At 66.2% G+C, this 22282-nt stretch carries 16 protein-coding genes; 1 reads left to right on the forward strand and 15 read right to left on the reverse strand.

The genetic code is table 11. The features are described 5' to 3' along the window. Positions 1-119: 119 nt before the first annotated feature. The 15 genes from DB032_RS14490 to DB032_RS14560 all read right to left on the reverse strand — a co-directional run bounded on the left by DB032_RS14490 (position 120) and on the right by DB032_RS14560 (position 21202). On the reverse strand, positions 120-1337 hold the full coding sequence (locus DB032_RS14490; RefSeq protein WP_107800100.1) for an MFS transporter: 1218 nt from the start codon (positions 1335-1337) through the stop codon (positions 120-122). Positions 1338-1374: 37 nt separating this feature from the next. Then, entirely contained in the window at positions 1375-2592 is a 1218-nt protein-coding gene (locus tag DB032_RS14495; RefSeq protein WP_107800101.1) for an ATP-grasp domain-containing protein, read from the reverse strand. Between the two features lie 47 nt (positions 2593-2639). After that, positions 2640-3611, reverse strand: a complete 972-nt coding sequence (locus DB032_RS14500; protein WP_107800102.1) for a cupin-like domain-containing protein — start codon at positions 3609-3611, stop codon at positions 2640-2642. Between the two features lie 132 nt (positions 3612-3743). Further along, entirely contained in the window at positions 3744-4472 is a 729-nt protein-coding gene (locus DB032_RS14505; RefSeq protein ID WP_146176687.1) for a carboxylesterase, read from the reverse strand. Between the two features lie 35 nt (positions 4473-4507). Then, positions 4508-5113 (reverse strand): GNAT family N-acetyltransferase, encoded by a 606-nt coding sequence (locus DB032_RS14510; RefSeq protein WP_107800104.1) that lies wholly within the window; start codon positions 5111-5113, stop codon positions 4508-4510. 36 nt (positions 5114-5149) lie between these two features. After that, positions 5150-6772 carry an AMP-binding protein gene (locus tag DB032_RS14515; protein ID WP_107800105.1) on the reverse strand — a complete coding sequence of 541 codons (1623 nt, stop codon included), beginning with the start codon at positions 6770-6772 and terminating at the stop codon, positions 5150-5152. Next, entirely contained in the window at positions 6769-8787 is a 2019-nt protein-coding gene (locus tag DB032_RS14520; RefSeq protein ID WP_107800106.1) for a class I tRNA ligase family protein, read from the reverse strand. The genes DB032_RS14515 and DB032_RS14520 overlap by 4 nt, the downstream gene beginning before the upstream one ends. Positions 8788-8793: 6 nt before the next feature. Beyond that, positions 8794-9846, reverse strand: coding sequence for an FAD-binding oxidoreductase (locus tag DB032_RS14525; RefSeq protein WP_199225908.1), 1053 nt, complete (start codon positions 9844-9846; stop codon positions 8794-8796). Next, positions 9843-11153 (reverse strand): lysine N(6)-hydroxylase/L-ornithine N(5)-oxygenase family protein, encoded by a 1311-nt coding sequence (locus tag DB032_RS14530; protein ID WP_107800108.1) that lies wholly within the window; start codon positions 11151-11153, stop codon positions 9843-9845. The genes DB032_RS14525 and DB032_RS14530 overlap by 4 nt, the downstream gene beginning before the upstream one ends. Before the next feature lie 600 nt (positions 11154-11753). Beyond that, positions 11754-13100, reverse strand: coding sequence for an N-succinylarginine dihydrolase (gene astB / locus DB032_RS14535; protein ID WP_107800109.1), 1347 nt, complete (start codon positions 13098-13100; stop codon positions 11754-11756). Between the two features lie 201 nt (positions 13101-13301). Further along, on the reverse strand, positions 13302-14762 hold the full coding sequence (astD, locus tag DB032_RS14540; RefSeq protein ID WP_107800110.1) for a succinylglutamate-semialdehyde dehydrogenase: 1461 nt from the start codon (positions 14760-14762) through the stop codon (positions 13302-13304). Then, positions 14762-15796 carry an arginine N-succinyltransferase gene (gene astA / locus DB032_RS14545; protein WP_107800111.1) on the reverse strand — a complete coding sequence of 345 codons (1035 nt, stop codon included), beginning with the start codon at positions 15794-15796 and terminating at the stop codon, positions 14762-14764. The genes astD and astA overlap by 1 nt, the downstream gene beginning before the upstream one ends. After that, positions 15793-16824: an arginine/ornithine succinyltransferase subunit alpha gene (gene aruF, locus DB032_RS14550; RefSeq protein ID WP_107800112.1), complete on the reverse strand. Its 1032-nt coding sequence runs from the start codon at positions 16822-16824 to the stop codon at positions 15793-15795. The genes astA and aruF overlap by 4 nt, the downstream gene beginning before the upstream one ends. Before the next feature lie 159 nt (positions 16825-16983). Next, positions 16984-18198 carry an aspartate aminotransferase family protein gene (locus tag DB032_RS14555; RefSeq protein WP_107800113.1) on the reverse strand — a complete coding sequence of 405 codons (1215 nt, stop codon included), beginning with the start codon at positions 18196-18198 and terminating at the stop codon, positions 16984-16986. A 382-nt stretch (positions 18199-18580) separates the two neighbouring features. Continuing rightward, positions 18581-21202 carry a family 20 glycosylhydrolase gene (locus tag DB032_RS14560; protein WP_107800114.1) on the reverse strand — a complete coding sequence of 874 codons (2622 nt, stop codon included), beginning with the start codon at positions 21200-21202 and terminating at the stop codon, positions 18581-18583. 283 nt (positions 21203-21485) lie between these two features. Here DB032_RS14560 and DB032_RS14565 point away from each other — a divergent pair, with 283 nt between their 5' ends. Beyond that, positions 21486-22163, forward strand: coding sequence for a DUF3313 domain-containing protein (locus DB032_RS14565; RefSeq protein WP_107800115.1), 678 nt, complete (start codon positions 21486-21488; stop codon positions 22161-22163). Positions 22164-22282: the final 119 nt, after the last annotated feature.

A 22282-nucleotide genomic window follows, 5' to 3' on the forward strand; every position in this document is an offset into this window, starting at 1 on the left:
GCCGGGCAGCCCCGGCAATGAAAATCACCATCCGCGCAGCGGATTCCATGTCTTGGAGCCATCTCTCGGAAAGATCGTGAACAGGTTCTAAGCAGCGGTTTACGCTCTGCTCCGCTTCGCTAAACCGCTCCCGCCGCCTGCGCGCGCAAGCCGGCGCTCGACTCCTGCAACACATAGGCGACGGCGATGCACAGCAGCGACAAGCCGGCAAGCGCCAGCCAGAATTGGCCGGCATGGCCGTAATCCGCCATCCAGCGGTAAACCGCAACGCCCATGCCTCCGCCCAGCGACTCCCCCAGCGCGGTGCTGATGGACAGCACGCTGTAAGCGACCGCCCGGCTCTCCTTGCCGATCAAGGACAGCAGCAGCACGTCCATGCTGGGCGCGAACATCATCTCGGCGAAGGTGAACAGCAGCACGAAGGCCAGCGCGCCGATATAGCCCGGAAGCATGAAGGGCATGATGAAGGCCAGCGCGAAGGTGGCGTAGGAGGAACGGACAATGCCCAGCGGCTTGCCGCCGCTCCAGCGGTGGGCCAGATGGGTGACCAAGAGCTGAAGCCCGATCACCAGCAAGGCGTTCAGGGTGTACAGCCAGCCCAGCTTGCCCGGCTGGGCCAGCGTTTCCGAGACATAGAGCGCGAGCACGTTGAACAGCTGGCCGTACAGCAGCCAGCAAAAGAAATTGATCAGCAGGAAGGGGGGAATGCCGGGCACGTAGAGCAACTTCCAATAAGCCAGAAACGACGGCGCGCCGCCGCCGGGGCGCTTCATGCCCAGCTTGCCGAAGTTCAGGAAGGTCACCACCCCGGCCACGCAGTAGGAGACGGCGATGCCGATCAACACCAGCTGGTACTGCCCCTTGGCCGCCAGGTACAGAGCCAGCGGCGCCGCCGCCGCCGCCGCGATATTGATGCCGATATAGGTGATGGAGAATAGCTTGGCGCGGTTGTCCATCATATCGCTGGTCGCCGCGGCCAGCTGCTTGCTCGCCAGCGCGTTGATGGAAATGCCGGTGCCGGACAGGGCCAGCGCACAGGCGGTCAAATAAAAATCCTTGGCCGAATACAAGAGCAAGAAACCGACCGCGGCCATGACGCAGCCTATCAGCACGGACTTCGTCGCCGCCATCCGGTCCAGCCACGGCGCCAGCGGTATCTTCGCCGCCTTGGTCGTCAAGGTGAACAGGATGACCAGCATGGCGATCCGTTCGGCGCTGAACCCGGCCTTGTTGAGCGTGACCACCAGGGTGGAGACCAGGCCGTAGTAGCCGAGATAGGTCATGATGTAATGCGCGGTGATGTACAACACGCTGCGCCGGACCGGATGCGAGTTCATGCTTGCCTGTCTTTATTCGAGTTGTCCAAGAAACGGTTCAAAGTCCGCCCTGCTCCGCGCTCAGCGCTTCCCACTCCACCCGCACCGCGTCGCGCGCGGCCTCCGCGTTGGCGACGGCCCGCTCTATCGAGTCGCCCACGCACAGCGCGTAGCCCTGGCGGGAATTGGACGATTTAAGCGTCTCGCAGCGCAGGCCGGCGTGCAGCTGGCATTCCACCCGGATCACGCCCTGGGCGCTTTTCGCCTGCTCGACGCCGCTCACGTCCAGAATGCGGGCGTTTTCGTAGGAGAAGAAGCGGATGGCGGCGGCCTTGGCCGCCGGCTTGCGTTCGGGCCGCGGCAGATCGGTGAGCGCCGCGATGGTCTCGCCGGTGAGGTTGACGCCGCTGACCAGCTCGCACATTTCCCAGATTTGATCGCCGCCTATCCGGGTTTGCGATTCGATGATCCTGGGCCCGGACGGCGTCAGGCGGATCTCGGTGTGCGCGGGCCCGGTTTTCTGGCCGATGACGTCCAGAAAACGGCTGACCAAGGCCTTGACCGCCGCCTGCTGCGCCTCGTCCAGCCGCGCCGGCACCTGGTGGCCCAGCTCGATGAAGCGCGGCAGCGCCGTGACCTCTTTCTCGGTGATCATCGCGATCTCATGCCGGCCGTTGATGGACAGCGATTCCACGCTGTACTCCGGGCCGTGCAGAAACTCCTCCGCCAGAAGCGGCCCGTCCATCACCGCGCGGGAGCCGTTCCAGCGCGCCTCCAGATGCGCGTCCTCATCCACGAAGAACACGCCCTCGCTCAGGCCGCCGGCATACGGCTTCAGCACCATGGCCTCGCCGTTGAGCGAGCGGAAAAAGCTTCTCGCGTCGTCCAGGCTTTGACAGACCTGGTATCGCACCGGGCTCAGGCCGTGGCGGCCCAGCAGCTCCCGCATCTTGATCTTGTCGCGCGTGTTCAGCACCGCTTCCAGATTGTCGCCGGCGACGCCGAGCTCGATCGCGCATTGCGACGCCGGATGCAGGCCGTATTCGGTGAAGGACACCACCGCGTCGAACGGGTCCTTGGCGTGCCAGGCGCGCGCCAGCAGCAAGACCTCCTCCATGTCTTCGTAATCCATCACCGCGTAGCGCACCGCCGCGCCGTACTGGCGCTCATTGACGCGCTCCGGGATCTGCATCATCGAATAGCGGGCGCCCAATTGCTCCAGCCTGTCCAGCGTGTGGTTCAATCCCCCGACAACCAATACATGTGCTTGCTTCATTTATTTTCTCCTGATGATGTGTCCCGCACCGCGGGGCGAAAGCCGGATCATGGGCGCAGTTTCGACAAATCGATGCCCATGCGCTTGGCCCAGACCCGGTTGCGCATCATCACCACATTGAACAGTTCGGGATGGGTGAGCTTGACCTCTTCCGGATTGAGGGCGAGCGCCAGCAGCTCCGCCATCCGTTGCCGGATATGGGTTTGCAGATTGGCCTGGTCCAGGCACTTCCGGCCCAGGCCGATGGAGTTGCTCAACAATTTGATGCGGTGGAACCACAGCGCCGGCAGATAGAGCACGTCGCCGGGCTTCAGCGTGCATTGCATCAGCTGGGCGGCGGGATCGTCGGCCAGCGCTTGCAGATCCGCGCCTCCCGTCTCCGTTTCCGGCAACATCGCCTGCGGCCCCAAGACGGTCCAGTGTTTTTCCCCCACCAGCTGCACATGCATGACGTCGATGGTGTAGGAGTCCTGATGCAGCCGGGTGACGCCGCCGCGCTGGCCCAGCCAGAGCTGGTGATTGGTGGAAATCACCTCGCCGTACAGATCGCGGCGGAAATCGTATTGGGCGATGTCCAGTTCCGGCATGTCCGCGGCCAGCTCGGGGCAGGAGGCCTGGTAATACCATTCCTGCAGATAGATGGGCGTCGCCTCCGGCCCCTCGTTGCGCATCAGCATGTCAACGAACTCGGCGAAGCTGGCCTGGGCGGAACGCTGGCTGCTATAGCTGTTGACCACCACCGGCGTCGCGCCGCAGCGCTTGGCCAGATGCTCGAAACTCCAATGGCGCACCGCCGGCCAGTCGGCGGCGTAGCCTTCCAGAATCACCGGCCGCTGCTGGTGGCGGTATTCGCGGTCGAACGCCTCCTTGCTCAAGCCCCGGCGGCGCTCGATGCCCGGCGCCCGGCGCAGGGCCTCGGCGACGGGGCCGCTGGAGAACGCGTTTTCAACGATCTCCAGGCTGGCGACATCGCGCCGCTTCAGGATATTCGCTTCGATCAGAACGGGAGCGTGTTGCATGGATTCCTCCAATAGACTTAGAGCCGCTAACAAAACCTCGCAGAGAACCTGAGCCAAGGCGCGCCGACACGGACAGTACAAGTCGTACGACAAGGAGGCGCAACGCGGGATCAGGGGTTTTGTTAGTGGGTCTTATTGGCGGGCGCGCGCCCGCAGAATGGTGTCCCTTATCGTCGTCAGCACTTGCGGCCGCAAAGCGTCCTGATGCGGCAGCCAGCGATGGATGAAATGCTCGCAGTCGTCCAGCCAGACCACCTTCTTGCTGCGGGCGTTCATGGCCGCGGCCAGATAGCCGTCCAGCGTCTCGGCCGGCACCACCGCGTCCTTGCCGGCGCCGATGATCAGCAAGTCGCCGCTGAATTCGCGCAGGCCGGCATAGGCCGGGGAGTCCGGATAGGGGCCGGGACGGGCCAGGCCGCCGTCGAAACGGGATTCGGCGGCGTCGGCCGGATAGCTTGCCGGGCAGAACAGCACCAGGCAGGCGGGCTTCAGCACCGGCGCGACCCAGGCGGCGAGATGGCCGCCCATGCTGGTGCCGATCAGGGTCAGCGGCTCGCGCTTGTCCAGGTGTTCGGCGGCGGCCAGCGTTTCCTCGTAACGACGCCGCAGGCAGGCCTCTTCCAGCGCCCCGCTGCTGTCGCCGTTGCCGGAGAATTCAAAGCACACCGAGCCCAGGCCGTACCCGGCCAGGTGGTCCAGCACATAGCGTATGGTGTGCCGGTTCGCGGTCTGGCCCAGCCCGTGCAGGGTGAGGACGCTGCTTGCCGCGCCGGCGTCCGGCTGCACGCGGGTGGCGGCCAGCCAGTGCTCGCCGGCGCTAAAGACGAAGTCTTCGGTTTTCATCTGCAGGCTCGCGGACATGTCGGGGGCGTCCATCTTGATGCCGGCCCGGCCGCTCAACGGCTTGCCGCGGCGGCCAGCGCCGGGAAGCGTTCGGCGCGGACCCGCTCCCATTCCTGGCGCAGCACGCTGTAATAGATCACATCGCGGCGACGGCCGCCGGGCATGAAGTTGAAGCTGCGCAGCACGCCTTCCTCCGTCGCGCCGATGCCGGCCAGGCCCGCGCGCGCGCCGGCGTTCAGCACATCGGTCTTGAACTCCACGCGCTCGCATTCCAGCGCTTCGAACGCGTGCTTGAGCAGTTCGAACTTGACCGCGCGGTTGATGCCGGTGCGCCGCGCGTCCCGGCACAGCCAGGACCAGCCTATCTCCAGGCGGCGCTCGCCCTCGGCGAGATTGCCGTAAGCGGTGCTGCCGACGATGCGGTCCGTTTGGCGGTCGATGATGGCGAACACGATGCGGCTGCCGTTGAGCGTGTCCTGTATCGCCTGCTCGACGAAGCGGCCCAGATCGTCCGGCGTCTGGATGCGGGCGACGAAGTACTCCCAGATGGCGGGCTCGAACACGATGCGCTCGAACGCCGCGTAATCGCCGATCTGAATCCGGCGCAAGCGCACGCGTTCGTTTTCCAGGGTGAGGTCCTTCAAATTACGCCAAGTCATGTATCGCTCCTTGCATAGGTTTAAGCGGGCCGCGTATCAGAAAGAGGGCTGCGGCGCCCGGCCATCCCGCACATACGCCGCGTCCGCCGAAAACGCTTCCGGCGTCCGCGCGTGGCGCGCATAGATGTCGTCCAGCTGCGCCATATAGCGCTGATGAATCATTTTGCGCTTGGGCTTGAATTGAGAAGTCAGCAGGCCGTTCTCGATGGAAAACGGCTCGTCGACGATGAGCGCCGCCAGGATGCGCGCCTCCTGGAAAACATCCTCGTTCAGCGCCCGGATATGCCGGCGCAAAGCCTCGGCGTCCGCCCCGGCCAAGGCCGGGGACAGGATGGCCGTGATGAAGGGCTTGCCGGTGCCGTACAACACGCATTCGTGCACGTCCGGGTGCCGGCGCAAGCCCTCCTCCAGCGGCCTCGCCAGCACATTGCGGCCGCTGGCCATGGTCAAGACGTCGTCCACGCGGCCGTGGATGTACAGGAAACCATCCTCGTCCACATGGCCCAGATCCCAGGTCTTGACCTCGGCGCTGGGCAGGAAGCTTTTTTCGCTGACGCCGGGATCGCACCAGGTATAGCGGCAGTTGACCGGATGGCGGCTGGCCACGATCAAGACGCCGTCCTGGTCGAAACGGATGGACTTGTTGGGCAGCACCTTGCCCACGCTGCCCAGGCGGAAGGCGCCGGGATGGTTCTTGGCGACGATGCAGGCCTCGTTGCTGCCGTATCCCTCGTACAGCGGCACGCCGGCATGGTTGAAGAATTCCAGCACCGTCCGGCTGGCCGGAGCGGAGCCGGTCCACAGATAACGGACGCGCCCGCCGAGCGCGGCCTGTATCTGCGCGCCGCGGGCGGCGGAATCGGCGTCCCCGTGCCGCTGCGACAGGCTGGCGCGCAAGGCTTCGTAAAAGCCCGGCACGCCCATGACGACGGTGGGCTGGCAGGCCTTGGCCATGTCCAGCGCCTGATCCAGATCGGAAAGCGTGAGGTCGTGTCCAAACGCCAGCGCCGAATAAATCCAGTAGCGCTGCTGCAGCAAGGCCAGCCGCAGGAACACCAGCAGATTGTCGCCGTCCCCATGCCCGAACATCGCCTGCACTTCATTGATGGAACTGTTGACGCTAGCGACGGTGGCTTCCAGGCCCTTGGGCGCGCCGGTGCTGCCCGAGGTGAACTTGATCGCCAGCACGTCGGCCGGGTCGTAGCCGGCGTGCAAGGGTCGCTCCGTCGCGTCCGCCTCGGCGTGTTCGGCCCAGGCCTGGACTTCGGCGATGTCGAACACCGCGCCCGAGCGGTCCACGCCCTCGGCGAACAAGGCTTTCAAGCCGTAAAGGTCCACGATGCGCGCCGGCTCGAAACGCCCGGCCTCGAAGCCGGCGGTCACCGCCCCCAGTTTCAGGACGGCCAGATCCAGCAGCACGAATTCGATCCGATTGCGCGATAAAATGCCCACCCGGTCGCGCGGACGCAGGCCCAGCGCATGCAAGCGCCGGGCCACGCGCGCCGCCTTGCGGTCCAGCTCGGCCAGCGTCCAGGCGCGCACGACACCGTCTTGCCGGAAGCGGATCACATGTCGCTCGTCATCGCATCCGCGCAGCGCGACGGCGTTGACCAGATCGACGTCCGGGCCGCGCGGCGCTTGAGACCTCATCTCGCTCATGACCGCCCTTCCTCCGCCGCGCCCGCCCGGCGCAGCGGCGTGAAAAAGCGCTGCTCTGCCAAGTCCAGAGCGGCGCCCGGCGGCGACAGCTCCACGCTTTCCGGCCAGACGTCGACGCCTTCCATGCCCAGGGCGCGGCCCAGGCGCTGGGCGAAGCGCGGCATCAGCGGGCCGGCGGCCTGAGCCAGCAGGCGGGCCGTGGCCAGCTCCAGCGCGACCGCGGTCCGGTACTCGTCGCGCAGCGCCGGATTCCGACGGATGCGCTCGTTCGATTTGGCGAAGCGCAGCGCGCCGGCCACCAGCCCGTCCAGCTCTTCCGTCACGCGGTTGAGCGTGAAACCGTCTGCGCCGTAATGGGTGCTCAGGCTGGTCAGCCGGTTGCTCAGCGCGTCGAAATAGGCGGTGTGAGCGGCGGTCCAGTTGCCGGCGTCGGGCGCGCGTTGCTGGAAATCCTGCCGCAAGCGCTCGCCCAGGCCGCTCAGCCAGACCTGCCACTGGCCCAAGAGCGTCCGCTCCACGCACGCATGGAAATCCTCCAACGTGAAATTGGTCCGCTCCTGCTCGCCGCGCGTGCGCGCCAGGTAATAGCGCACCGCGTCCACGCTGTCAGGGCTCAGGATGTCCTTGCCCCATACCGCGTGCCGGCGGCTGGTGGAGAACTTCAGACCGTCGAGCAGGTAGAACTCGTTCTCGTTGTAGTCGATGTCGCACTGCCAGTCCGGGAAGGCCATCCGGTACAAGGCCGGGTACAGGATGGAGTGGTAATAGCTGTTGTCGTAGCCGAAGAAGTGGACGATCTTCCAGTCCGGCTGCGGCCGGTCGGCTTGCCAGGGCTTGCCCAGCCGGCCGCCCAGTTCGGCGATGCCGTACAGGAAGCCGTAAGCCATTTCCGGCCACACCCAGATCACCTGCTCGCCCTCGACCTCCTCCGCCGGCGGCACGCCCCATTGCGCCGGATGGGTGATGGGCACCCAATAGTCCTTGCGCGCCAGCACCCGCTCAGCCAATTGCTGCAGGCGCGGCGACACCTTGCCCAGGCGCTGATGCTGCTCCACCGCGTCCTTGAAGGCGGACAGATTGATCATGTAGCGGCGGATGGCGCCGGTGACCGGCGTCGCGTCCGACAGCCGCGAACGCGGCGCGTCCAGATCCACGCAGTTGTTGGGCTCGCCGCACTCCTCGCAGATATTGCCGCCGCAGGGCGAGCCGCAGCTTGGACACTTGGCGGAAACGTCCACCTCGTACAGATAATCGCCGGTTTCGGCGTCGAACAGCGCCGCGTCGGAACGCAGCTGCGCGCCGCCCCGCACCAGGCGCGAGAAGAAATCGCGCAGGCCGGCCGCGTAAGCCGGGTCCCGGGTGGTGACGGTGTATTGATCGAGATGGATGTCCATCAGATCCAGCGTGGACTGGATCGCCGCCGAATAATGGCTGGCCACTTGCTGAGGGCTGCTGTTTTCCTGGCGGGCGCGGCCCACCACATAGCTCTGGTAATCGTCGCTGCCGGTCAGGTGGTAGGCCTCGTGTCCGCTGGCGCGCAGGAAGCGCACATAGACGTCGGCGCCCAGATAGGGCCCGGACAGATGGCCAAGGTGCAGATCGCCGTTGGGCGTGGGCGGCGTGGAAAACACGAATACCGGCCGCCCTTTCAGACGCGCGGCGCCGTTGTCCTGCGCGGCGGCCTCGCGTTTGGCCGCGTCCCGCCAGTAGAAGTCGCAGAAGCGCAGCGGCTGCCCGCCGGTATTGCGCAACACGTGTTTTTCAAACGGTTTGAACAGCACCAGGCTGCCGGCGCGCACCGGCTGGGAGCGGCCGTCGGCGTCGATGACGCCCTCCCCACTCAGAATCAGAAAGGCTTCCAGCTCGTCGTGCTTGTGCGGCTGGCTTTCCCCGCCGGGTTCGACGACGCCGTAGGCCAGCCGCACCTGCTCCTGCTCGCCCAGGCCGGCGATGGACGCCATCTCGATGCCGAAAGCCGGCGACCGCTGCGCTTCGTTCAATTCTATGATGTGCATGATCGGCTATCCCTTGGTGAGAGTGTGATTGAGCAGGGCGACGGCTTCCGCGGCGACGCCGGGCGCCAGCCGGTAACCGGAGCCGTTGCACGCTCCGACGAACAGAACGCGTCGATGACGGCCCAGGTATTGCGCCAGCGGCTCGCGGCTTGGGCTGTAGGCGTCGCAGAACACCCGGCCCGAGCTCAGCAGCGGCGCCAGCGCCGGCGCGACGCCCCGCAGCGCCTCGCGCGCCTCGGCGATCTCGCGAGCCTCCACCCCGGCCTGCCGGCACTGCTCCGGCGACACGTCCCATTGCTGGCAGGTGTAGCTGAACAGCCAATGCCCGCGGTGCGGCAGCGGCGCCAGAAAAGCGTCCTCGGCGGGGAAGAACAGCGCGGCGCCCTCCTCCGCCGGCCGCTGAAGATGCAGGGCCACCACCTTCTTGACGCGAACCCCCAGCCCGGCGGTCAGCCCGCTCCAGCAGCCCTCGTTGACCCATGGCCCGGGGGCCAGCACCACGGCGTCGGCGGCCAGCTCCCGGCCGCTGGACAAGCTCAGGCGGACGCCGTCGGCGCTCTCGTCCAGCGCCTCGACCCCCACGCCTTCCAACACCTCGGCGCGGCCGCGCAGACGCTGCGCGTGCCATAAGGCCAGCCCCTGCACATCCGTCACATGGCAATCCGGCATCCGCCACAGCTCGCGGCCGACCGGCAGATCCGGCGCGACGCGCGACTGTTCCTCCGCCGACAAGGGCAGCAGGCCGGCGCAGCGGGCGCGGACCTCATCGGCGTCGGCCGCGCCGGCCGCGACGAAAAAGTCGAAACCGTGCATGGGCAGCTGCGGATGGCGGGCGCGCAAGGTCTGGTAGTAATCCGCGCTGGCCGCGCTCAGTTGGCGCACGCGCTCGGAGCGTCCCACCGGGAAATGGACGCCGGCGGAATACATCGATGCTCCCGCGCCGACCAGGTCGCGGTCCACCAGGGTGAGCCGGACCCGCGGCTCGCGCTCCAGCAGGCGCGCGGCTATCGTGCAGCCGAGGATGCCGCCGCCGACGACGACGATGCGGGGCGCCGTCATGCCCATTCCCTCTTGTTCTTGCGCTCGTCCGCGCGCGCCGAGGCCAGCGGCGCCCAGGACACGAAGGCGGCGTCGACATCGCCGGCGCGCGGCGCGTCCAGCATGCGGTTGATGACGATCTGACTGCGCCAGGCGGTCAGGCTGAGATTGGGATCGGCCAGGCCGCGCTGCTGGCGGATGGCGTTCAGGATGAACAGGCTGCGATTGCGCGGCAGCTTGCCCAGCGCCGCGTAATCGCGGTCGACGGCGATTTCCTCGCCCTCGCGCTCCAGGCGCTCCCGCAGCGGCTGCAAGAAGGGCGTAGGCGCCGGCTTGAAGCCGCTGGCCCAGATCACCACGTCCGCTTCCAGCGTTTCCGGCGCGTTGGCGCCCAGATGGCGGGCGGCGATGGACCAGCGCTCGCCGTTCCGGCCGATGGCGCGCACCTCGCGGAAGGGCAGCAGGCGGATGTCGATAGGCGAGCGTTCGATGAAGCGCAGCGAATAGATCTGCTGGTAGAGGCTGCGCAAAGTGCATTCGGAAATGCCGTCGCTGCTGAGCAGATTGCGCTTGATGAAGGCGCTGCGGAAGATTTCGTCCTGCTCGTAAAAATAATTGGAATGGGTGGGCGTATACAGATCGTTGGTGAACGGGGAATCGTCGAGCGGGAAGTAATTCTCCCGCCGCGACACCCAACTCAGCGCCGCCGGCGCCTGGCCGCCGCCGCGGCGCAGCAAATCCAGCACCACCTCGGCGCCGGACTGGCCGCCGCCTATCACCAGCACGCGCTTGCCCGCCGCGACGCCGGCCTTGGCGGCGAACTCATTGACGTGGAAATGCGTGCTGTCGTCGAGACAGGAGCGCGCGAAGTCCGGCACCTCCGGCACAATGCCGACGCCGACGACCACATTGTCGCCCTGCACCCTCCGCTTCGTGGTCTGCACCACGAAGGCGCCGCCGTCGAAATCGACCTCCAGCACCCGCTCGCCAAAGCAGATATTGCCGTTGCTCTCCGCCGCCCATTTCAGATAATCGCGAAATTCCAGCCGCGACACCTGATCGAAACGCGCATTGAGAAACTGCAGCAATCTGCCGTGCTGGTGCAGATAGGACACAAAGGAAAAGCGGTTGGTCGGGTCCGCCAGCGTGACCAGATCCTTGAACAGGGAGACTTGCAGCCCCGCGCCGGGAATCATCATGCCGTCGTGCCAGGTGAACGCCGCTTTCTGTTCGAAGAAGATGCTCTTGATGTCGTGCTGGCCATGCAAGAGCGAAGCCACGCTCAGATTGGACGGCCCGCTGCCGATGCCGATGCAGTGATATTTCATGGTGTATTGGCACTTGAAGTGTATGCAAGACAAAAGGAGCCGCGATGAACTGCGTATCGCAGCGGCGGAAAATCCAACCGGCACTCTCATTCGCAATCAACAACAACCGCAAAACCGCCAAAACATCGCCGGGGGCGAAACGCCGCCCGCTCCGGCATCAACCTCCGCCATTTCGTCCAGACCAGTACCAAAGGCCAGGCCGTATCCCGTTGTAGAAACGCCTCAGGCCTCGTTTCGTCTCCGCCCTCGCCAAACGCCCAACCGCTGCGCCGCAGCGGACGGCCGCGCCGCAAACCCGCGTCCTCCGTGGCTAGGAGGCCGAAATCCGCAAGCCGTATCGATCAATATATTCCAATGTCATTCAAGCTATCACATGACTTTTGTCATGTCAAACAACATTAAAAACCAAAAATAGATGATATTCGTCAAATAGATACCATTAATCAGGACAGTTTTCGGTGAAAGAAAGGCTGTCATCATCCCGACGACAAGAGCGGCGCATCCGGGCGGACGCCGCCGCTTCAAACGTAAAACAGGCCGGGAATCCCGGCCTGTTTCGCTAGAGCGCCTGACTCGAAATCAGGCGTGGGTATCGCTGGCTCAAACCAGCTGGAAGGGGTACACCGAGCCCAGGCCCAGGATGCCGCTCAACTCGTCCAGCGCGGTGCGGCTTTCGATCAGCAGCTGCGGATCGGCCAGGTCTTCGCTGCTCAGGCGGTCGCGATAATGGCGATCCACCCAGCCGTTGAGCGTGGCGAACAGCGCGTCGCTCATCAGCACCTTGGGATTGAGCGCGGCGATTTCCGCCGCCGACAGCGCCACGCGCAGCCGCAGGCAGGCGGGGCCGCCGCCGTTCTGCATGCTTTGCTTGAGATCGAACACCTTGACCTCGTCGATGGGACCGCCGCCGGCGACCAGCTTGCCGAGGTAGGCCCAGACGCGCGGCTGATTGCGGCACTCTTCCGGCACCACAATGATCATCTTGCCGTCCGGCTTGGACAGCAACTGGCTGTTGAACAGATAACTCTTCACCGCCTCCTCGACGCTGACCTCCGCCGCCGGCACCTCCACCGACACGAAGCGGCCCCCGACCGCCGCCAGCTTGGCGCTCAGCTCGGCCAGCACCTTGTGCTGGTCGACAAAGGATTTCTCATGGTGGAACAGCACCTGGCGGTTGCCCACCGAGATCACGTCGTTGTGGAACACGCCGGCGTCTATGGTGTCCGGGTCCTGCTGCGCGTAGACCACGCGCTCCGCGCTCAGGCCGTGCAAGCGCGCCACCGCCTGGCAGGCTTCCAGGGTCTGGCGCGCCGGGAACTTGGCCGGCTTGGGATAGCGGGCGTCGAAAGCCGCCGCGCCGAACACGAAGAACTCCACCCCCGCGCCGTCGTACTCGGCGCAGAAACGGGTGTGGTTGGCCGCGCCCTCGTCGCCGAAGTGCATCTGCGCCGGCAGCGCCGGATGCACGGCGAAGCGGGACTCGTCGGCGAACATCGCCCGCAGCAGCCGGCCCGTGGTCGGATGCTCGATCGAACGGTGGAATTTATTGTTCAGATTGGCCGGGGTGAAATGCACGCGGCCGTCGGCGGTGTCGCCGGACGGGCTGACGGTGGCGGCGTTGGCGGTCCACATGCAGGAGGCCGAGCTGGCCGCGGCCAGGATGGCCGGCGCTTCCCTGGCGGCGCGCGCCACCACCTCGGCGTCGCTGCCGCCAAAGCCCAGTAGACGCAGGCTGGCCACGTCCGGACGCTCGTGCGGGGCCAGCACGCCCTGCTTGAAGCCCAGGTCGTGCAAGGCCTTCATCTTGGCCAGGCCCTGCTTGGCGGCCAGCTTGGGATTGGACGCGGCGCTGACGTTGCTGGTGGACGCCACATTGCCGAAGGACAGGCCGCTGTAATTGTGGGTCGGGCCCACCAGGCCGTCGAAATTCACTTCATAGGCGTTCATTTGGAGAATGCTCCCTTGCCTCAATCCATCTGAATGGCGGGACGGCCATCTGGCCCCTTCTCGCCACCTAACTCTTTTGCGTTGACTACACGCCCCCTCTCCCCCGAGGGGAGAAAACCGCACGCCCACGCTTACTGCACGAATGAACGGGCGTCGCACTCAGCCTTCAGTCCCTCTCCCCTTGCGGGAGAGGGGGCGCTCTTAAAACACCATGCCGGGAGACAGCTGCGCCGGCACGGCCAGGCTGTCGCATTCCAGCGAGGCCACCGGATAAGCGCAGTAGTCGGCGGCGTAATAGGCGCTGGCGCGATGGTTGCCGGAGGCGCCGACGCCGCCGAAGGGCGCGGCGCTGGACGCGCCGGTCAAGGGCTTGTTCCAGTTCACCACGCCGGCGCGGCTTTCCAGCAGATAGCGTTCGTACAGCGCGCGCTCGTCGGACAGCACGCCGCCGGCCAGGCCGAAGCGGGTGTCGTTGGCGATGGAGATGGCCTGATCGAAATCGGCGTAGCGTATCACTTGCAGCAGCGGGCCGAAGTATTCCTCGTCCGGCCGCGCGGCGGCGGTGGTGTCGATGATGCCCGGGCTCAACAGCGCCGCGTCCGGCGTCAAGCGGCGCATTTCCAGCAGCGCCTTGCCGCCGGCCGCCAGCATCGCGGCCTGGGCTTGCAGCAACGCCTCGGCGGCGGCGCTGGAGATCACCGCGCCCATGAAGGGCGCCGGTTCGGCGTCGTATTTGCCGACGCGCAGCTTGGCCGCCACCTCCACCAGCCGCGCCAGCAGCGCGTCGCCCCAAGCGCCTTGCGGCAGCAGCAGCCGGCGCGCGCAAGTGCAGCGCTGGCCGGCGGAGACGAAGGCGGACTGGACGATGTGGTGGACGGCGGCGTCGATGTCCTGGACACCCTCCACGATCAGCGGATTGTTGCCGCCCATTTCCAGCGCCAGGATCTTGTCCGGATGGCCGGCGAAGTTCTTGTGCAGCAGCGCGCCGGTGGCGGAGCTGCCGGTGAAGAACAGGCCGTCGATGCCGGCATGGCCGGCCAGCGCCGCGCCGGTGTCGCGCGCGCCTTGCAGCAGCGCGATCACGCCGGCCGGCAGGCCGGCTTCGGCCCACAAGCGCACCGTTTCCTGCGCCGTCCACGGCGTCAGTTCGGACGGTTTGAAGATCACCGCGTTGCCGGCCAAAAGCGCCGGCACGATGTGGCCGTTGGGCAGGTGGCCGGGGAAGTTGTAGGGGCCGAACACCGCCACCACGCCGTGCGGCTTGTGGCGCAGCACCGCCTGGGCGTCGCCCATGGCGGCGGCGCGTTCGCCGGTGCGCTCGTGATAGGACTTCAGCGAGATGTCCACCTTGTTGACCATGGTGGTCACTTCGGTCTGCGCCTCCCACAGCGGCTTGCCGGTTTCCTGGGCGATGACGCGGGCCAGCGCGTCCTTATTGGCGCTCAGGAGTTCGCCAAAGCGCTTGGCCACCGCAACCCGCGCGTCCAGCGGCGTGCGCGCCCAGTGCTTGAACGCGGCGCGGCCGGCGGCCATGGCGGCGTCCACCTGAGCTGCGTCGGCCGCGCGGCCCTGCCATAGCGGGCTATTGTCGGCCGGATTGGTTTTGCTCAGCGCCGCGCCGGCGCCTTCCTGCCACTGACCGTTGATGAATAAGCTGCTCACTATGCATTCTCCTTGGGGTAGAGCGCGACGCAGCGCAGATGGCCGCCCTCTTCCACGTTCAGCGCCTGCGCCTGTTCCGGCGTCAGCAGGATTTCATGGGTGGGCGCCAGCGTCTCGGCCAGGACGGCGCGGAAGCCGGCCAGCGAGTCGTTGGACACCAGGTAGAAGTTCTTGTCGCCTTCCGGCAGCGGGTCCGCCAGCCGCGCCGCGACCGTCGCGCTTTCCTTCACCGCGCGGATTTCGCTGGTATAGGTCTGCACCGTCGGGCCGGCGTCGAAGATGTCGACATAGCCCTCGTAGCGGAAGCCTTCGGATTCCAGCATCGCCACCGCCGGGCGGGTGTTTTCATGGGTCTGGCCGATCACCGCCTGCGCCTCCGGCGGCAGGAAGTCGATGTAGACCGGATGCTTGGGCATCAGCTCGGCGACGAAGGCTTTCTGGCCGACGCCGGTCAGATAGTCGGCGTGGGCGAAGTCTATGGAGAAGAAATGACGGCCCAGTCCTTCCCAGAACGGCGAGCGGCCGGCCTCGTCGGACACGCCGCGCATCTCGGCCACCACCAGCTTGCCGAACAGTTGCGGGAACTGCGCCAGGAACAGGAAGCGGCTCTTGGACAGCAGGCCGCCGTTGCGGTTGGCGCGGTAGTCAGGGTGCAGGAACAGCGTGCACAGCTCGGAATAGCCGGTGTGGTCGTTGGACAGGAACAAGGTGTCGTGACGCGAGTAGACGCCCAACTCCTCCGAGGCGTGGACGATGGTGCCGACGCGGTAGTTGTACCACGGCTCCTTCAGGCCCACCGCGGCTTCCAGCGCGCAGATGCCGGCGATGGCGCCGGTGGCGCCGTCTTCCATCACGAAGACATAGCCTTGGTCGGCCTTGTCCAGCTCGCCGGCGAAAGACAGCACCGAGCGGGCGATGCGGCGCGACAGCCGCTCTTCGTTGACCGGCAGCGAAGTCAGGCCGACGCCGGCGCTGCGCGCCAGATTCATCAGGCCGTCCAGGTCCTTGTGGGCTACGGGGCGGATGAACATCATGCTGCGGACTCCTTCTGCTGCAAACCGGCCACTTGAACCTGGCCGCCGCTGGCGAGACCCAGCGCGCGGGCGGCGTCGGGATTGATGAAGGCCACGCCGTCCACCACCGCCACGCGGCACACCGCGGCGGCGAACTCGCTGGACTCCAGATTGCTCAACAACTGCGGCTGCGCCTGCTCCGGCAGGCTGGCCAGCACTTCCACCGGGTAGCAGCGGCTGTTTTCCAGCGTTTTCAGCCGGTCCACCTCGGCGGTCAGCACCGCGCCGCCGTCGAAGATGTCGATATAGTTGTCGGCTTCGAAACCCTCGTTGCACAGCAGCTGGCAGGAGCGCTCGAAGCTGGCGTGGATCTGGCCGATGGCGTGCTGCGCCTCGTCCGGCAGCAAGGGCACGTAGATCGGATAGCTGGGCATCAGCTCGGCGATGAAGGTCTTGCTGTGGCTGACGAAGGCCTGTTCCACCTGCAGGAAATCCATATTGAAGAAGCGGCGGCCGATGGCGTTCCAGAACGGCGACTGGCCGGCGTCGTCGTGAATGCCCTGCATCTCCGCGATCACGCGGCGGCCGAAGCGCTCGCGCTTGCTGGCGATGAAGAGCAGCCGGGCGCGCGACAGCAGCTCGGCGGCCAAGGTCTCCAGATGGCCGTCCACGTAGAAGCCGCACAGCTGCACCATGCCGGTCAGGTCGTGGCACATATTCAGCACGTGCACGCGGTTGTTGACCTTCAGCGCGCGCGAGGCATGCACGAAGATTTCGCTGCGGTAGCTGTAGAAGGGCTCGTCGAAGCCGGCGGAAGCGTTGATGGACGCGGTGCCCAGCACCTGGCCGCCCTCCTCCAGCACGAACATATAGTATTCGCAGCCGGAGTCGCCGGTGGCCTCGTGCTCGAAGGCGGACACGGACTGCTGGATACGCTCGAACAGCTTTTCCCGGTTATTGGGCAAGCTGGTGACGCCGATGCCGCTGGCCACCGCCATGCGTTCGATGGCGGGCAGATCGGAGGTGCGGACGGGACGCACGGTAAGCATGGGACATCTCCCCTATCGCTGAAATCCGGCCGGGCCGCGGCGGGACCGCGGCGCAGCATCACCCGCGCGCCTGCCAGGGGCGGGAGCGTGGGCGGATAACAGTATTGTGTCTTGGAGCAAGGGCGGCCGGCGGCCGCCCGGAATCAGTGCCGCGGGCGCTTATCGACCGGCGACCAGTTCGGCGATGGCCGCGTCGAAACGCGCCAGGCCTTCGTCGATGTCCTGATCCTCGATCACCAGCGACGGCGCCAGGCGCACCACGCTCAGACCGGCCACCAGCAACATCAGGCCCTGCTTTTCAGCGGCTTTCAGGAACTCCTTGGCGCGGCCGGCGTAAGCGTCGGTCAGCACGCAGCCCAGCAGCAGGCCCATGCCGCGCACGGTCTTGAACACCTGGTATTTGGCGTTGATCGCGTTCAGGCCGTCGACGAAGCGCTGGTGCTTGGCGCGCACGCCTTCCAGCACCGCCGGCTCCTTGACCAGTTCCAGCACCTTGTGCGCCACCGCGCAGGCCAGCGGGTTGCCGCCGTAGGTGGAGCCATGGGTGCCGATGCCGAAGCTCTTGGCCACTTTCTCGGTGGTCAGCATCGCGCCGATCGGGAAGCCGCCGCCTATGCCCTTGGCGGAGCTGAGGATGTCCGGGGTCACGCCGTATTCCTGATAGGCGAACAGCGAACCAGTGCGGCCGACGCCGCTTTGCACTTCATCGAACACCAACAGCGCATTGTGCTGGTCGCACAGCTGGCGCGCGGCTTCCAGGAAGGCCTTGTCGGCCGGCATCACGCCGCCCTCGCCCTGGATGGGTTCGATCACCACCGCACAGGTCTGGTCGGAGATGGCCGCTTTCAGCGATTCGATGTCGTTGTATTCGAAGTGGGCGATGCCGCCCGGCACCGGGCCGAAGCCTTCGGTGTACTTGGGCTGGCCGCCGACGCTGACGGTGAACAGGGTGCGGCCGTGGAAGGAGTTCTTGCAGGCCAGGATCTGGTTCTTTTCCGGGCCAAAGTGATCGGAACCGTATTTGCGCGCCAGCTTGAAGGCGGCTTCATTGGCTTCCGCGCCGGAGTTGCAGAAGAACACGCGCTCGGCGAAGGTGGACTCGGTCAGCAGCTTGCCCAGCTTCAAGGCCGGCTCGTTGGTGAACACATTGGACACGTGCCACAGCTTGGAAGCCTGCTCGGTCAAGGCCGCCACCAGCTGCGGGTGGCAATGGCCCAGCGAGTTGACGGCGATGCCGCCGGCGAAATCGATGAATTCGCGGCCGCTCTGGTCCCATACGCGGGAACCCAGGCCCTTGACCGGGATGAAACCGGCCGGACCGTAATTGGGGACCATGACCTGGTCGAAATCGGCGCGCGTTACAGTATTGCTCATCTTGATGGTTCCCTTCCTGCTCTATCGTCGTTTCTTATCCGTATCATGAAATCCCAAGCGGCTGGCCGGACCGGTCGTGATGCCGGCTTTATCGATGATTTCATGAAGTTTCAATGATTCTAAGGTAAGCCCGTCGCAAATCCATATCCGGTTTGCGACACCGGCGTATACATTCTTTGATACAGCGCAATAAATTTTGTCCGACAACATCCATTACAGAGGGCAACTGTGCTCAATCCGGCTGTAAACGCCGCCCTCCGGCGCGCTGCGGGATCATCAAGATAGATCAACTCTATTGTCTTATCAACGCCGGGAAACCGCTCATCCATGAAAAACGCCCGGGCCGGCGGCCCGAGCGTCCTTACCTTGCCCGCATCGGCGCTCAGTCGCCGCCGCGCGCCTCCTGCCGGCTAAAGCGCGCGCCGTCGCCGCTGACGCCGCGCCAATAAGGCGCTTCCGCGCCCAGGCCCGGCCGGTACGGCGTCCAGTCGCGCCCGTCCGGCGAGAACTGCAGCGCCTGGCCGGGGAACTCCGTCAGCACCGCCGCCGCCCCGCTCGCCAGGCCCGGCGGCGCGATGCGCAGACCGATGCCGGCGCGCTCCAGTTTGGCCGCCTCGCGCCAACCCAGCACTGCGGCGAACTGCTGCCAGTCCCGGTTCAAGGCCGCGCGGTCCACCAGATGGCTGACGCCCAGCTGATAGCGCTCGCCCTGACGATAAGGCCGTTCCCAGCCCGCGCGGTGCCAGGCGCGCTCGGCCAATGCCAACAGCCGCGGATAGGCCATGTATTCAAACTGGGCGTCGCTGCGCATCACCTCGCTCCAGGCCTGGCCCTGGATGCCGGCGAAGCGCGCCGGCCCGGCCTCGCTGGGCACTTCGAAGGCCTTGCCCTGACGGTCCGTCATCACCTCGGCGTTCTGCGGCAGATTGTCCGGCGCGAAGCTGAACACCTTATAGCTGTCGGTAGCGCGCGAGGCCCAGTAATAGCCGCGTTCCTTGGGGTTCAACTCATAGGGGAAGTCGAAGTACAAATAATCCGGCATCGCCAGCACGGTCTCAAAACCCTTGTTGGCGAACTCGTGCGCCTCCTTGGCCGCGCCCCAGAACAAGGCGTCCCACTCGGTGACCATCACCTTGGCGGTGGCGAAATCCTTGGGCGATTTCGCGCCTTTCAAACCGTCCTGCCAGGCGCCCATCGTGGCGATGCCGTGCCGCGCCAGGATGCGGCTGACGTCCTCGGCGAACTGCAAGGGCAGATCGGCGACGGTTTTCCCCGGCCGCTCCGCCAGCAGCGCGCGGCAGGCCGGCGAGCGCGCCCAGGGCTTGTCCTGCTCCGCCAGCTTGATCTTGCCCTTGCCTGGGTCCTGGCCGGACAGGTCCTGGAAACCGCCGCCCAGCAAGATGTTCTTGGCCTCGTCGCCGCCAAAGTGCCAGACCGCCAGCGGCGCGCCGGCCTCGCGGTGCATGGCGGCCACTTCCGACACCACTTTGTCGACGAAGCGCGGCACGCCGGGCACGCAGGGATTGACATAGGTGTGACGGTCGTAGAATTGCACCGACAAGGTGTTGGAACGGTCTTGCGGATCGATCAGCCGGTAGGCGGAGGCGGCTTCCGGCTGCTCCAACTGACTGAGGTGGCGATAACGCCGCTCCATCGCCATCACCGCCGCGCGCGCGTGCGCCGGCATGTCGATTTCCGGAATCACCTCGATGAAGCGCGCCTTGGCGTAACGCAGCAATTCCACATACTGCTCGCGGCTCAAATAGCCGCCGCCGGAACGGTTGTCCGGACCGGACCCCAGTTGCGGCAGCAGGCAGCGGTCCTCGTTCAGATCGTGACAGCGGCGCGCGCCGACCTCGGTCAATTCCGGCAGGCCGTTGATCTGCAAGCGCCAGCCTTCATCGTCGGACAGATGCAGATGCAGCTTGTTGAGCTTGTAGGCGGCCATCTGCTCGATCAGGCGCTTGAGCGTGGCCGGCTGACGGAAATTGCGCGCCACGTCCACCATGAAGCCGCGGTGCGCGTAGCGCGGCGCGTCCTCCACCGTCAGCGTCGGGATCTCGCCGCCGCCTTGCGGCATCAGGCCCAGCAGGGTCTGCGCGCCGTAGAACAGGCCGGCGGCGTCATGCGCGTCTATGCGCGCGCCGCCGCGCCCCACCCGCAAGCGGTAACCGCCGGCGACGGCGATGTCGGCCGGCAGGCCCTTGACCACCGCGCCGCTGACCGGCAGGCCCTGCCCGGCCAGGCCCAGCTGGCGGCTGCGTTGCGCCAGCGCCGCGCGCGCGTCCGGAGCCAGCGCCGGCAGCCGCCAGCTCAGCCCCGCGGCCGCCGTCTTGCCGCCGTCCGGCTTGACGCGCAGCGCGGCGGGAATCACCCGCGCGGCCACATCGGCGGCGGCCAGTTGCGGGCCGCGGCGCGCGAATTCGCGATAACGCTCGGCGGCGTCCATCAGGGGCCGCGCTTCGCCCGCCGGCGACTTCCATTCATCGCCCGGCAGCGGCAGCAGATAGCTGGCGTCGTCGTCGTCATTGCGCGCCAGCACTGCCGGCGCCTGGCCGTCGGTTACCAGATAGGGCCGCGGCAACACGTCGCTGTTGTGCAACATCCAATACTCGGCCACCAAGGGCAGTTCCAGCTTGGCGCCGGCGGCGATGCCGGCGAAGCCGGGCTTGGGCGTCAGCCGGTACAGATCGCCGGTCAGATGACTCAGTTCGAAGTCAGGGCTGTCCAGCTTCAACAGCCGCCGGATGCTGTGCAGATACAAGGTCCAATCCTTGGCCGGCACCGCGACCGAGCCATGGTTTTGCAGGATCAGCCGCCCTTTCAGACAACTGCCCCAGTCCGCGCCCAGTTCCACGCAGCGCGCGCCGGCGGCCGCGCCCTTATTGCTGTCCACCGCCACCGCCAGCGACAGGTCCCGCGCCATCGCCGCGACATCCGGCTGCGCCCAAGCCAGCGCGCTGGCCGACAACAGGCCCGCCGCCAATAGTTGTTTCGTCCTCATGCTCACCTCTGCGATTTGCGTGGCGCGCCGCGCGGCGAAACGCTATCGCCGCGACTCCCAATCGTCATCCGCATGCCACCGTGGGCACAGGCTAACTGGTATTAATGTGGTATTCAATGCTCAAGATCAAAATCGCGCATCGCCCTGGCCGGCTGCTAGCATGATGATGGCGGAATGCAAAGATGTGTGAAGCCGGGGAACGCCCGCGCCGCGCCGCCGGTCTAGCCGCGGTTGCCGCAAGCATCGCCGCAAGCCTCATACCCCATGAACACAGGAACGCCTCATGCGCAAGATCCTCACCTTCGGCCTGCTGTTGCTGGCCGCCCTGCCCGCCCTGGCCCAAGACGCCGCGGCCCCGCAGACCGTGTTCAGCCTGCCGCTGACCGCCTTCAAGGCCGCGGACCGCGACGCCTCGCAAAAGCTGTACCGGGCGCCGGACGCGCAGCTGAGCGCTTACAAATCCATCGTGGTGGAACCGCTGTACTTCATGCGCCACCAGGCTGACGGCGATTGGCAATTGCTGCAGAGCGGCGAGGAAAACCGGATCGCCGCCTATTTTCAGCGGCGGATGACCGAGGAATTGCACAAGGTAGGCATCCCGGTCAGCCGCGAGGCGCTGCCGGACAGCGCCCGCCTGCGCGTGGCCGTCACCGGCATGGCTCAGGAACGGCCGGGCGTGGAGCCGCTGGACATCCTGCCGATCAAGGCGGTGTTCAATCTGGGCCGGCTGGCCGCCGGCAAGGAACCCTATCTGACCAAGGTGGCCAGCATGGGACAACTGGAAGACGCCAATAACGGCAAGCTGCTGGCCGGCAGCGTCAATCTGCGCAAAAGCGACAAGAGCCGCCAGCGCGGCGAGGCGGTCAAGCTGGAAAGCCTGGAAAGCCTGATCGACGACTGGTGCCGCGACAGCGCCAGGCTGCTGGCGCGCGGGATGGCGATCAAGCCGGCCCAGCCCTGAGAGCCGGCTTACGATCTGCTGCGCGTCGTGGAGCCTTACACGGTGTGTACGGCTTCAGAATGCTCATGCACCACTTGCACACTCCGCTTACGCCTTGTCTCGCCTTAGCTCGCGAGATC

Origin of the sequence: Chromobacterium sp. Panama, from assembly GCF_003052555.1 — a bacterium.
GTDB lineage: Bacteria > Pseudomonadota > Gammaproteobacteria > Burkholderiales > Chromobacteriaceae > Chromobacterium.